The sequence below is a fragment of the Empedobacter sp. UBA1574 genome (assembly GCF_002322895.1).
GTDB classification, from domain to species: domain Bacteria; phylum Bacteroidota; class Bacteroidia; order Flavobacteriales; family Weeksellaceae; genus Empedobacter; species Empedobacter falsenii_B.
Map to the genome: position 1 here is coordinate 24792 of NZ_DCOI01000022.1, position 14001 is coordinate 38792.

Consider the following 14001-nt stretch of genomic DNA (forward strand, 5'->3'; position numbering starts at 1 on the left):
TCCTCATGTTTAAACATAATTTAAAATACTTATTTTTTTAATAAAAATCTGATGGGACGCATTAAGAATCTCCCAACTTTAAATTCTAGAGAATTTCTTATATTCTTATATTCAAATGTTAATTTAGGATTAATAAATTCTTTAGAAAATAACTTGAAATTATTTTGCCAAATTTGAAACCTTAAAAGTGTTTCTTTTTTTTCATCGATGTCTCTATTTCTTGATTTTTGTTGAAGCCTATAATAAAATTTAGTTGTTTCTATAATTCGAACATTAGGAAATTTATTAATATATCTAATCCAAAAATCCCAATCTTCAAAGCCGTCTTTCATATTAGTATTAAAACCTCCAACATCCAAAAATTTATCTTTTTCTATTAAACATGTAATTACAAGCTTATTTTCATGTAATAAATCATTTATATTAAAATAATTAGGAAGATACTCACCACTACTTCTTCCAAAAAAAATTACCTTAGTAGCTACAACATCAGTCCAATTATCATAATTATTGAAGGTTTCATTTAAAAAATTATTTTCTAATAAATCATCAGAGTCTAAAAAAAGTAAAAACTTACCATTAGCTTTTTCAACACCAATATTTCTAGCTGTACATACTCCTGAATTATCTATTGAAATTAATTTAAATTGAGGAATATCTTTAATATAATTACTAATAATATTTTTAGACTTATCTATAGACCCATCATCAATTAATATACATTCATAATTTTCATATGATAAATTATGAACACTTTTCAAAGTTTCTAATATATTTTTTTCACTATTATATACTGGAATAATGATAGAAATCAAACTATTATTCATTTTTATTTAAAAATTAAAATGTTCTTTTTTTAAAAGAAAAAATTACATTTATCAAAAAATACACATTATTCTCCACAAAAGTTATTATCAAATGTAGGTTTGGAATATCTAACACAGTTTTAATACATTTTTATGGTTATAATAATGATATAATTATTGACCCATTTGAAACTTTAAATGGTATTGGAAAATTTTTGTTTTTGCACGGAAAAAACTTCAAGAAATTTTTTTCCAAACTTTATATCTGGTTCTAAGTAATTACCTTCTGCCCATTCATTCCAAGATTTAACAAAAATAATTTTATTTTGCTTTTTAGATACATTTGAAAAGACATTATCTAGATGCTTTTTAAAGCTTTCTGGAGTATACTCAGTTAGAATAAGTCCATCTTTTCCACTTCTAGGCGTATGATCCCAACCAGTAATAATACTAGGGATTACTTGTTCTAAATTATCAACATCTTTATTAAAAAAATGTGAAGAAAATCTAGAATATGAAAACCTTAATGGACGTTTAACAATATTTGTTAAACATTTTCTAATTAATTTTTTATAAATATTTTCATATTTAAAATAATCGTTTAATCTTACTGTGTTCACAGCGTCAAATCCTAAAGCTAATATCTTTGATATATCGACATTTATATCATTAGAATGGCCAATAAAATAAAAGTCATTTAAACCATTCTGATAAGCTAAATCTCTCCAAATTTTAATAAAATCACTAATTGAAATATCTGCTAGTGGTCTATAAATTAGAAAAACTAATCTGTCATCAATGCGTAAATATCTCTTATCTTTAAAAGTTGGAAGCATAGTATAAAAATGATTAATAATGTCTTCTTTTCCAGGATATAACTGTTCGATTAAAATATTTCTATTTTTTAACCCATGTGCAAAGCCTTTCCAACTTTCATTTGCCCAACCTAAACAAAACGGAAAATCAGGTTCACCCATAGCCACTACTTCGTTTAAAGGTCGTTCTAATAATCTTTTTCCATTTCCAAACCAGTAGTGCCAATAACAAAAAGCATCTATTCCAAATTCTTTGGCCAAATCAGTCTGTGCTTTTCTTGTTTCTGATACTCTTAAATCATAATATCCTAAATCTTTTGGAACTCTGGGTTGATAATGATTATTAAAATATTTATTTGCCTTACCAACGTTTGTCCATTCGGTAAATCCTTCTCCCCACCATTTATTATTGTCCTCTACAGGATGAAATTGCGGTAAATAGAACGCAATAGTTTTTAAATCTTTCATTTTTTTAATAATAATCTATAATAATGCTTTGTATAATTTAATGTATTTCTCTCTTTAATAAATAGCAAGAATAAATAATACACACTAAAAAAAATAGCACAATATGTTATAAAATAAAATATATTTATCTGGGCTAATTCTATTAATTTAATTTTAAACAAAAAAAAGCCAAATAAACCAACAAGTATATTTGATATTATTATTTTTTTTATATTATTTAAATCAAATGTACTTATTGAACCATGCTTTATTGAAAAATAAAAAATAAAAATAATTCCCAAAAGTTCTGCTAGTACTTGTGCTATTGCTGCACCATTTTGCTTAAATAAATTAATTAAATATAAGTTAATAAACAAACTTGCTATTGCAGAAATTGTAACAGAAATTGTATAATATTTTTCCTTGTTTTGAGGATATAAAACAAGGTATCCAAAAAAATATGCTAAACCTACTAAAATACAAATAGGGGAAAGGAGTTGCATTGTAAATATCGATTCCTTAAAATCATCACCAGCCATAAAATGAATAATTCCTTGTGCCGAAAATATAAAAAAAGGTACAAAAGGTAACGAAATAAGCAATATTAATTCTAATGATTTATTTAAATACTCAAAATATTTGTTTTTATCTGCTTCCCATAAATTTGACAATCTAGGTAATAAAACTGCCCCTATTGTTACAATAAACAATACTACATACCGCAATAATTTATTTGCTACTGAATAATACCCTACATATTTATCACCTTGAAGATATCCTAAAAGAAAAGTATCAATAATTTGATATAGACTAACTGAAATAGATGCTATAAATATTGTTAATGCAGGTTTTAAATGTTTTTTTAAATCTAATTCTAAAAAAGTAGCTTTGTTTATTGTAGCATACTTGCGTAATCTTAAGAGATTAAAAATATTTGAACCCGCCGCATTGAGCACTAAAATAAAAGCATAATACAAATAATCATCTCCAGTTTTAACTAATGAGAAAAGTAAAATTAATGTAATAAATCTAATAACAACAAATCTTATAGTAATGTATAATTGATCTTCTATCCCTTGGTAAAACCACTCAATTCCTATATTTGTTAATAAAATACTAGAACTTAATATAATTACTAAACTCTTATAATCTGTAAATAAATCTGTAAACTTAAAAATACAAAAAATCGTCAAATAAGATAAAAGTGTAGTAATTATTAATATAATTAAAATTTCTACTACATTTTTACCTAAAGCCAAACGGTCATTTCTATACTTAGCGATTTGTCTAACTGCATAAACAGGGATACCTAAGGCAGATATTAATAAAAAATAACTAATTATTGAATTTATATATTCAACCTTTCCTATATTATCTGCCCCTAAGACTTTATTTATATACGGCATTGTCACAACACCAATTAGAGTTGTAGATAAAATACGAATTAGATTTAATAAATAATTTGTTTTTACACTTCTTATTTTCATTTATTCTATCTACAAACTTTCAATAAATACTCTCCATAACCACTTTTACGTAATGGTTCTGCAATTTTGATTAATTTTTCTTTATTAATAAACCCCATACGAAAGGCTACTTCTTCAATCGCTCCAATTTTCATACCTTGACGCTCTTCAATGACTTGAACAAATTGCCCAGCTTGCATCAACGAATTAATTGTCCCCGTATCTAACCAAGCTGTTCCTCGGTTGAAAACACCTACTTTTAATTTACCTTTTTTAAGATATTCTGCATTGATATCCGTAATTTCGAGTTCTCCACGAGAAGATGGTTTTATATTTTTTGCAATTTCAACCACATCATTGTCATAAAAATATAATCCAGGGACGGCATAATTTGATTTAGGCTCAGTAGGTTTTTCTTCGATAGAAACCACTTCATTATTCTCATTAAATTCAACTACTCCGTAACGTTCTGGATCAGAAACTTGGTAGGCAAAAACTACTCCTCCATCAGGATTTGCAGACTCTTGTAATAATTTTGACATTCCTGAAGCATAAAATATATTATCCCCAAGAATTAAAGCAACCTTTTCATCTCCAATAAACTCTTCTCCTAAAATAAACGCTTGCGCTAATCCATCTGGACTTGGTTGTTCTTTGTACGAAAATTTACATCCAATCTGAGACCCATCACCTAACAACTTTTCAAAATGTGGTAAGTCGTGAGGTGTAGAAATAATTAATATCTCATTAATTCCAGCCAACATCAAAGTTGAAAGCGGATAGTAAATCATTGGTTTATCGTATACAGGCATTAACTGCTTACTAACTGCTAATGTTAATGGGTGCAATCTCGTTCCAGATCCTCCCGCTAATATTATTCCTTTCATTTTTATAGTATATAGTTGATTATTTATTTTTAAATGTTTCAAAAGATTGTGCTTCCTGATCTTTTTCAGAAATAATCATTTTATCTGAAGGTACTCCCCAATCAATTCCAATTTCTTGATCTAATGGATAAACCCCATCTTCAGATGCTTTATTATAGCCATTATCACATTTGTAGAAAAATGTAGCTGAATCAGAAATAACAGAAAATCCATGTAAAAATCCTCTTGGAATAAATAACTGTCTTTTATTATCCGCAGATAACTCTACTGCAACTGATTGACCATAAGTTTCAGAACCTGGACGAACATCAACTGCGACGTCAATAACAGCTCCTTCTACAACACGAACCAACTTTGCTTGTGCATGTTCTCCCGCTTGCATATGCAATCCACGAACAACGCCATAAGATGAATTAGATTGATTATCTTGAACAAAAGTTGGTTTATAACCTAAAATTTCTTCCAACTTATTTTCATTATATGACTCAAAAAAATAACCTCTTGAATCTTCAAAAACTGTTGGTTCTAATATAAAACACCCTTTTAATTTTGTCTCTATTGCTTTCATCTTAATTATATTGTTTCTCGTAGTATTTTTGATAATCACCAGACGTTACATTATCTAACCATTCTTGATTTTCTAAAAACCAATCAATTGTTTTTGATAAACCTTGTTCAAAAGTTACAGACGGTTTCCATCCTAATTCTTGATTAATCTTAGTAGCATCAATTGCATAACGTAAATCATGTCCTGGACGATCTTTCACAAATGTGATTAATTGTTCTGAAGTTCCTGCTTCTTTCCCTAATTTTTCATCCATTTGCTTGCACAATTCTTTTACCAAATCGATGTTTTTCCATTCGTTGAAACCTCCTACATTGTAAGAACCTCCATTTTTTCCTTCGTGGAAAACTAAATCAATCGCTTTGGCATGATCGATTACAAATAACCAATCGCGTGTATATTTTCCGTCTCCATAAATTGGTAATGGATTTCCATTCAAAATATTATGAATACACAACGGAATCAATTTTTCTGGAAAATGATTTGGTCCATAATTGTTTGAACAATTCGTCATCACAATTGGTAAACCATATGTATCATGATAAGCTCTTACAAAATGATCCGAAGATGCTTTTGATGCTGAATAGGGCGAATGCGGATCATAAGAAGTTTCTTCTGTAAAAAATCCTTCATCTCCCAAAGCGCCAAAAACCTCATCTGTCGAAACATGGTGAAAACGTTTTCCTTCGAAATTATTGTTCCAAATTGTTTTTGCAGCATTCAACAAATTCACTGTACCAATCACATTTGTCATCACAAAATCTAACGGATTTGTAATCGAACGATCTACGTGAGATTCGGCAGCTAAATGGATTACTCCATCTGGTTGATACTGTTCAAAAATCTCTAAAATATGTTTCGCATCCGTAATATCAGCTTTTACAAATGTATAATTAGGCTGATTTTGAATATCTTTTAAATTTTCTAAATTTCCTGCATACGTCAAGGCATCAAGGTTGATGATTTTCGTTTCAGGATAGTTTAAGACAAATTCTCTTACAACGTGAGAACCGATAAATCCAGCTCCTCCAGTAATTAAAATAGTTTTCATAGTATTTTTATAATCGTTTATCAACTTCTTCTTTAGGCAAAGCCCCTTTTACATCATAAATCACTCCGTTTTCTTTTAAATAATCAGTTAACTGAAGATTTAAAAATTCGTCGTGTGAAACAGTCAAGATAATGGCGTCGAATTGGTGAACTGGTGAATTGGTGAACTGGAAAACCTGATCCAATGTATTACAAAAAGTTATTCCGTATTCATGGTTTACCTCATCTGGGTTAGCCCAAGGGTCTAACGTTGTCACCTCTATTCCATATTCTTCTAAAGCATGAATCACATCAATTGCTTTTGAATTTCGTATATCGGGGCAATTTTCTTTAAAGGTAATTCCTAAATTGAGAATTTTTGCGCCCTTTACTTTGATATCGTTATTTATTAACAATTTAACTACCTGAGAAGCTACAAACGCTCCCATTGAATCGTTTAATCGTCTTGCTGCTAAAATTAATTCAGAATAATAACCAATTTCTTGTGCTTTTTGAGCCAAATAAAATGGATCAACACCGATACAATGTCCGCCAACAAGTCCTGGTTTGAATGGTAAAAAATTCCATTTTGTTCCAGCAGCTTCTAATACGTCATTGGTATCAATATCCATTAGCGAAAAAATCTTCGATAATTCGTTAATAAACGCAATATTGATATCACGTTGCGAATTTTCGATCACTTTTGATGCTTCTGCAACCTTGATTGTAGGTGCTAAATGAGTCCCTGCGACAATTACGGATTGATATAAATCGTCAACAATTTTTCCAATTGCTGGCGTTGAACCTGAAGTTACTTTTAAGATTTTCTCAACCGTATGTTTTTTATCGCCTGGATTAATTCGCTCTGGTGAATATCCCGCATAAAAATCTTGGTTAAACTTCAATCCCGAAAATTGTTCCAATACTGGAATACATTCTTCTTCTGTAACACCTGGATAAACCGTTGATTCGTAAATAACAATATCATTTGTTTTCAACACTTTACCTACCGTTTCCGAAGCTTTTTTCAAAGGAGTCAAGTCTGGTCGATTATTCTTATCTACAGGAGTTGGAACGGTTACAATAAAAATTGTAGCATCTCTAATATCTTCTATATTCGAAGAGCAAAACAACCCGTTTTGAGATTCTTCGACAAGGTCAGAATGTGAATTAAAAGGATTTTGTTTAACTAAAACATTTTGTAAAACATTATTTTCAACTTCTAAAGTTGAATCTACTCCATTATTTAATTCAGTAATACGTTTCTGATTGATATCAAACCCAACAACAGGGTGTTTTGTTGCAAATAATCGAGCCAAAGGTAAACCTACGTAACCTAAACCGATAACTGCTATTTTATGTTGTTGATTCATTTATTATAATATTTTCTGTACCATTGTACAAAGTTATACACTCCTTTGTCAACAGGATAATTAGGATTATAACCAAATTTATCTTTCAAATCTTGGACATCTGCCCATGTTTGATTGACATCTCCTGCTTGCATCGGATACATTTCTAAAATAGCTTTTTCACCTGTCGAATGCTCGACTTCTTTGATAAAATCCATTAATTGAACAGGTTTACTATTCCCAATATTGTATAATTGGTATTTTTCGTTTGTATTTTTATCTTCAAGAATTTTGTCAATTCCTTGAATAATATCATCAATATATGTGAAATCGCGTGATAAATCACCGTGATTAAAAACTTTTAAAGGTTGATGATTCAATATAGCATCTGTAAACAAAAACATTGCCATATCTGGTCGTCCCCAAGGTCCATAAACGGTAAAAAAGCGCAAACCTATCGTTTGGAAATCGTACAAATGGCTATACGCATGCGCCATTAGCTCGTTTGCTTTTTTGGTTGCAGCATATAAACTAATAGGATGATCAACATTTTGATTTGTTGAAAAAGGAACATCTGAAGAGTTTCCGTAAATACTTGAACTACTTGCGTACAGTAATTTTTTGACGTTATAATTTCGGCAACATTCTAAAATATTTAGAAAACCGACCAAATTACTTTGTCCATAGGCATCAGGATTTTCGATACTATACCGAACACCAGCCTGAGCTGCCATATTAACAACCGCATCAAACGAATATGTTTTAAAAAGTTGAGCCAATGACTCTTTATCTTCTAAATTCATTCGATAGAAAATCATCTTTTCTTCGTGTTTAGAAGAAAGAACTTTCTGCCCAAAATTTGAAGCAAATTCTTGATTGATTCCTAATTCTTTTAATCGATCATATTTTAACTGAACAGTGTAATAATCGTTAATGTTATCAATTCCAACAACTTTGATGTTTTTTTCGATTAATTTTTCAGCTAAATGGTAACCTATGAAACCAGCTACACCAGTTATGAATACTGTTTTCATTATTTCTCCTTTTCAGAAGTCGCAACTACTTTTCTTAATCCTGAACTAGAGAAGCGGTGTGTACGCTTGTTGTAGTAAATTTGAATATGATTATCTAAACAATATTGTTTTCCCGTAAAGTCGATATTTCGGTATTCTTCCCCTATAATTCTAACATTTATGGGTAAAGCACTTAACATATCAAACAAATCTTGTTCGGTTTCGTATGGGATTATTTCGTCGACATATCGACAACCTTCTAATTGAATATAGCGCTCTACGATGGATTGCGTAGGACTATTTTTTGAAGGGTCTACACTTGCAGGATCTGTATTAAGCCCTACAATTAAGTAGTCGCATTGTCTTTTAGCTTCTTCGAGCATCATCACATGACCTGCATGAAGCAAGTCAAATATACCGAATGTAATTCCCGTTGTCATTTTATAATACTATTGTTGGAGCGACAAATTTAGGGATTTATATTGAATTAATTATAAGCTTTTATGACATAAAAAAAGCACTCAAATCGAGTGCTAGGTATTTAAATTAATTCAGAATTTCTTTTTTCTAAATGCGTATAAACATTCTTTACTTCCTGCGAATATTCTTTTTGTAGAATTAAATTCGCGGTTGGGGTATTCACAAAAATAGTGTTTTGTAAACCAACAAAAGAAGTATAAACATCTGTCCCAATCACCATGTTTCCATTACGGTCGACATAATGTCCGTTCATCACAAAATAATCATACAAGGATTCGAAAGAACCTAAATCATTCCAAACAAATTTTGCTGGAACTACTTTTATCTTCTTGCTTCGTTCCATTACGGCATAATCGATACTATTTGATGGAATATTCATTGAAAGTTCTTCGTTCAACTCCCCATTGATATTATCTGCCCAAGCAATTTTTGAAGCTTCGTAAATTTCTTTTTCAAATTTCTTTAGTTCTTTCAATAAAACACGTGCTTTGAAACAAAACATTCCACTGTTCCACAAAAAATTCCCTTGCTCGATAAAATCTTGCGCCGTAATATGATTTGGTTTTTCGCGAAACGATAACACAGTGTCTTCTTTGTGCTCAATATAGCCATAACCTGTTTCTGGTCGTGTTGGATGCACACCAAATGTGACGATATAGTCATTTTGTGCTAAATCGATTGCTCTATTCATCGCTTCTTGATAGGCTTCCATATCTTCAATCAAATGATCAGATGGTGTCACAATTAGAATATCATCATCCTCAACTGCTAAAGCTGCAAATGCAATTGCCGCTGCAGTATTACGTGGAACTGCTTCTACAATTTTTGTGTATTCAACATTCATTTTATCAAGCACTTCTTGACTTAAATGGTCATTATCTTTATTCCCAATCACCATTAATTTATCAGCAATTGGACGATTTCTCTGAATCGTTAACTCAAATAAAGATTGCCCATTAAACAGAGGTAAATATTGTTTGGGATGACTTTTTCGTGAAAGTGGCCAAAGTCTACTCCCAACACCACCAGATAAGATCACATTATAAATACACATAAATTCTTCTAATTCGAACTGACGAAGTTAATAAATTATATTTTAACAAATCTTTTAAAATCATTTTTTTCTATAACATACAAAAAAAGCGTTCAAAATTGAACGCTTTAAAGTATTAGTATTGATTTTCTTAAATCATCGAAATACGTAATGTATTAGTAATTCCTTTCTCAAAAGCTGGCATTGCATTCAGATTGATGATATAATCACCATATTCTACATAACCTTCATTTTTCGCTAAGATATTGACCTCTGTAACCGTTTGATCCGTAGATGTATCGCGAGGATCGTAATTAATTGCTTTTACTCCCCATAACAAATTCAACATACGGTTGATTCGTTTACTTGGATTGAAAACCAAAATAAATGAATTTGGACGATGTGATGAAATTTGGAAAGCGGTATAACCAGAATACGTCAACGTTGCAATTGCTTTCGCTCCTGTATCTTCTGCCATTTTAGCTGCATTGTAACAAACCATATCAGTTACGAAACGTTCGTTTTTGATCTTTGGTTTGTGCTCTGGTACATGGACGTGCTCATCATCTTCGACTGTTTGAAGAATCTTCGTCATTTTCTCGATAACTTGTACAGGATATTGCCCTACAGAAGTTTCTCCAGATAACATTACTGCATCCGCACCATCAAAAACTGCATTTGCAACGTCAGAAACTTCCGCACGAGTTGGTGTTAAACTCGAAATCATTGTTTCCATCATTTGTGTTGCAACAATAACTGGCTTACGCGCTAATTTCGCTTTGTCAATTAATTGTTTTTGCGCTTTTGGAACGATTTCAAACGGAACCTCAACACCTAAATCCCCACGAGCAACCATTAATCCATCCGAAAATTCTAAAATATCATCGATATTTTCTAATGCTTCAGGTTTTTCAATTTTAGAGATAATTGGAATTTTTACTGTTCCATGTTCTTTGATAAAATCAGATAAATCTTTTACATCTTGTCCAGAACGAACGAAAGATAGTGCAAACCAATCGACACGATTTTCGATTGCGAATTTTGCATCTTCTTTATCTTTATCTGTTAGAGCAGGTAAAGAAATATTGGTATTTGGTAAGTTAACTCCTTTTTTAGAACGTAGCGGACCTCCTTGAATCGTTTCTGCTTTTACAGTATCTGTTCCGTTTGTCTCGATTACTTTGAAGATTAATTTTCCGTCATCAATCAAAATATTTTCTCCCACTTGCACATCTTGCGCAAACTTTTTGTACGTCATAAAAACTTTTTCTTTCGTTCCTACAACATCCTCGTTTGTAAATGTTAAAATTTCTCCTGGATTGATTACGAAATCTTCGTGTTCCATTTTTCCAATACGCAACTTAGGACCTTGTAAATCCGCTAAAATTGCTGTATTGTAGCCATGATCGTTATTTAATTGATGAATTGTTTCAATCTTACGTTTCACATCCGCATAATCTGCGTGCGAAAAGTTGATACGTAACACATCTGTTCCTTTTCTCATCATTTCTAATAAAATCTCTGGACTATCGGTTGCCGGACCTAAAGTCGCAACAATTTTTGTCTTTTTAAGATATTGTCTATCGTAAATCATAATTTTTCCCTTTTTTTATGCACAATATTTTGTTAGAAAACCAATTGATCTGCATTGCTAATCAAATCGATATCTATTTTTTTGATCGTTTTTATAAAATCTTTTTCTACAAATGGTAGTTGAAGATATTGTAGTTCATCTTCCCAACCAGAGATTTTTACAACATAATTGCAATCCTTGTAATTTGGCACAAGAATAACGCTCCCTTTGAAAAGATTTGATAAATCTACTTCATTTTTTTTAAAATCGTATTGATTTGGCGTATTTTTAATGATATGATAATCTATTTTATTTGCTTCATCTAACCATTGATAGGTTTCGAAAAAATAAGTATGCTCATCTAACCGAATATCCAAATCCTGAATACGCTGAAAACGCGTATCAAAAGTAGAGTTGAGATGGAAAATAAATTGTGTAGAAGTGTTAAAACTAGAATTTACGCCTATGAGATGAAAATCTATCCAATCATCATATAAGAGTAATTCTGCCATGTTTCTAAACTTTTTCTATTTTCTTTTGTAACGAATAGTACGCGCGTTTTGCTGCGCTTTCTTCCGCTTTCTTTTTAGAAGTTCCTCTCCCTTTCGAGATGACTTTATCATTGAGACGGATTACTGACACAAAAACCTGCAAATCTTCTGCGTTTTGCTCCTCAAATGTATTGAATCTTATCGTATTTCTCGTTTTTTGACTCCATTCCAAAATCAACGATTTGTGACTTGTAATCGTGTGCTCCAAACGATCTAAATCCGCATAAGGGTCAATAATTTTGACTTGAATAAATTTTTGTACTGCAGCTATACCTCCATCAACATAAATTGCACCTATCAAAGCTTCCAACATATCACCATTCACGTCTTCACCCAAATTGTTGTGATTGTTCATTGGATCCAAATAATCCAACAAGCCAAGTTGTTTGGAAACAGCATTCAATTGTTTACGCGAAACAATTTTAGAACGCATTTTTGTTAAATAACCTTCTTGTTGATCGGGCGCTTTGTAGTATAAGTGCATTGCTGCAGAAGCACCAAGTAATGCATCTCCTAAAAACTCTAATCTTTCAAAGTTTATACTGTTTCCATTTTCATCTTTTTTCTGTGCAGATCTGTGGGTAAATGCTTCTTTAAAAACCTCAACATTGCGAGGAGTATAACCCAAAATCGACTTCAAAAATTTCAAAAAAGGATCAGATGAATTTGAATCATCACGATGATTTTTAAAAGAAAATAATTTTTTTAAGAAAGACATTACTTATACTTCTTAAATATCACACAAGCATTGTGACCACCGAAACCAAAAGTATTACTCAATGCATAATCTACATTTTTCTCTTTTGCTTTGTTAAATGTATAATCGATTTTAGGATCAAGATTTTCATCATCCGTAAAATGATTAATTGTTGGTGGAACGATACTATTATTGATTGCTCCAATAGCCGAAATCGCTTCAATAATCCCTGCACCACCTAATAAGTGACCAGTCATAGATTTTGTTGAATTGATTTGAATATTATAAGCATGTTCTCCAAACAATTTTTGAATTGCTTTAGATTCTGCAATATCTCCTAATCCAGTCGATGTACCGTGCATATTAATATGATCTACATCTTCTACACTGATATTTGCGTCTAATAAAGCCTCTCTCATCACATTAAGTGCGCCTAATCCTTCTGGATGTGGTGCTGTAATATGGTGAGCATCTGCTGTCATTCCTGTTCCTACTAATTCTGCATAGATTGTAGCTCCACGTGCAATTGCATGTTCGTATTCTTCTAAAATAATACTTCCAGCTCCTTCTCCCATTACAAAACCGTCGCGGTCTTTGTCGAATGGACGAGAAGCAGTTTGTGGATCATCATTTCGTGTAGATAACGCATGTAATGCATTGAAACCTCCAATACTTGCAGCTGTAATTGCAGCTTCTGAACCTCCTGTTACAATTGCTTCTGCTTTTCCAAGTCTTAATAACATATAAGCGTCAATAATTGCATTTGTTGAAGAGGCACATGCCGAAACAGTTGTATAATTAGGTCCCATAAGACCAAATTCCATTGAAATATGACCAGGCGTGATATCTGCAATCATCTTAGGGATAAAGAAAGGATTGAAACGAGGTGTTCCATTTCCTGTAGAGTAATTTGAAACTTCTTCTTCAAACGTTTTAATTCCACCGATACCAGATCCCCATATAACGCCGATACGCTCTTTGTTTACATTTGCATCTTCTAAGATTCCACTGTGTTTTATTGCCTCTCTAGCTGCAATAATTCCCAATTGGGCACAACGGTCAATTTTTCTTGCCTCTTTACGATCAAAATGATCTTCGATATTGAAGTTTTTGATCTCACAAGCAAATTGTGTCTTAAAAAGAGTTGCGTCAAAAAGCGTAATAGGCGCAGCGCCACTTACACCATTCACTAATCCATTCCAGTATTCTTGGTATGTATTTCCGATTGGTGTTAGCGCGCCTAAACCTGTTACTACTACTCTTTTTAATTCCATAAAATAGGAACTA

Annotated in this window: 14 protein-coding genes; all 14 read right to left on the reverse strand. The window is 31.6% G+C overall.

Annotation, left to right across the window (positions count from 1 at the left end):
- Window positions 1–29: 29 nt before the first annotated feature.
- The 14 genes from B3578_RS05960 to fabF all read right to left on the reverse strand — a co-directional run bounded on the left by B3578_RS05960 (window position 30) and on the right by fabF (window position 13988).
- Window positions 30–827, reverse strand: a complete 798-nt coding sequence (locus B3578_RS05960) for a glycosyltransferase family 2 protein (RefSeq protein ID WP_291047304.1) — start codon at window positions 825–827, stop codon at window positions 30–32.
- A gap of 173 nt (window positions 828–1000) precedes the next feature.
- Window positions 1001–2089 carry a glycoside hydrolase family 99-like domain-containing protein gene (locus tag B3578_RS05965; RefSeq protein ID WP_291047306.1) on the reverse strand — a complete coding sequence of 363 codons (1089 nt, stop codon included), beginning with the start codon at window positions 2087–2089 and terminating at the stop codon, window positions 1001–1003.
- A complete protein-coding gene (locus B3578_RS05970; RefSeq protein WP_291047308.1) occupies window positions 2086–3555 on the reverse strand; it encodes a flippase in 1470 nt (489 codons plus the stop codon). The genes B3578_RS05965 and B3578_RS05970 overlap by 4 nt, the downstream gene beginning before the upstream one ends.
- 5 nt (window positions 3556–3560) lie before the next feature.
- Window positions 3561–4421 (reverse strand): glucose-1-phosphate thymidylyltransferase RfbA, encoded by an 861-nt coding sequence (gene rfbA / locus B3578_RS05975; RefSeq protein ID WP_291047310.1) that lies wholly within the window; start codon window positions 4419–4421, stop codon window positions 3561–3563.
- A gap of 19 nt (window positions 4422–4440) precedes the next feature.
- The gene (rfbC, locus tag B3578_RS05980; protein ID WP_291047312.1) at window positions 4441–4989 is read right to left on the reverse strand and encodes a dTDP-4-dehydrorhamnose 3,5-epimerase; all 549 of its coding nucleotides are present in this window, start codon (window positions 4987–4989) and stop codon (window positions 4441–4443) included.
- Window position 4990: 1 nt separating this feature from the next.
- Window positions 4991–6037, reverse strand: a complete 1047-nt coding sequence (gene rfbB, locus B3578_RS05985; RefSeq protein WP_291047314.1) for a dTDP-glucose 4,6-dehydratase — start codon at window positions 6035–6037, stop codon at window positions 4991–4993.
- 7 nt (window positions 6038–6044) lie between these two features.
- Window positions 6045–7388, reverse strand: a complete 1344-nt coding sequence (locus tag B3578_RS05990; RefSeq protein ID WP_291047316.1) for a nucleotide sugar dehydrogenase — start codon at window positions 7386–7388, stop codon at window positions 6045–6047.
- Complete coding sequence (locus tag B3578_RS05995) at window positions 7385–8401, reverse strand: NAD-dependent epimerase/dehydratase family protein (protein ID WP_291047318.1); 1017 nt, start codon at window positions 8399–8401, stop codon at window positions 7385–7387. Before B3578_RS05995 ends, B3578_RS05990 begins: the two co-directional genes overlap by 4 nt.
- Window positions 8401–8820, reverse strand: a complete 420-nt coding sequence (locus tag B3578_RS06000; RefSeq protein WP_188319460.1) for an adenylyltransferase/cytidyltransferase family protein — start codon at window positions 8818–8820, stop codon at window positions 8401–8403. The genes B3578_RS05995 and B3578_RS06000 overlap by 1 nt, the downstream gene beginning before the upstream one ends.
- Window positions 8821–8921: 101 nt before the next feature.
- On the reverse strand, window positions 8922–9914 hold the full coding sequence (locus tag B3578_RS06005; RefSeq protein ID WP_291047322.1) for a mannose-1-phosphate guanylyltransferase: 993 nt from the start codon (window positions 9912–9914) through the stop codon (window positions 8922–8924).
- 130 nt (window positions 9915–10044) lie between these two features.
- Entirely contained in the window at window positions 10045–11487 is a 1443-nt protein-coding gene (pyk, locus tag B3578_RS06010) for a pyruvate kinase (RefSeq protein ID WP_291047323.1), read from the reverse strand.
- 32 nt (window positions 11488–11519) lie between these two features.
- A complete protein-coding gene (locus B3578_RS06015; RefSeq protein ID WP_114998513.1) occupies window positions 11520–11978 on the reverse strand; it encodes an IPExxxVDY family protein in 459 nt (152 codons plus the stop codon).
- Window positions 11979–11982: 4 nt separating this feature from the next.
- Window positions 11983–12735 carry a ribonuclease III gene (gene rnc / locus B3578_RS06020; protein WP_125349148.1) on the reverse strand — a complete coding sequence of 251 codons (753 nt, stop codon included), beginning with the start codon at window positions 12733–12735 and terminating at the stop codon, window positions 11983–11985.
- Window positions 12735–13988: a beta-ketoacyl-ACP synthase II gene (gene fabF, locus B3578_RS06025; protein WP_291047324.1), complete on the reverse strand. Its 1254-nt coding sequence runs from the start codon at window positions 13986–13988 to the stop codon at window positions 12735–12737. Before fabF ends, rnc begins: the two co-directional genes overlap by 1 nt.
- Window positions 13989–14001 lie beyond the last annotated feature (13 nt).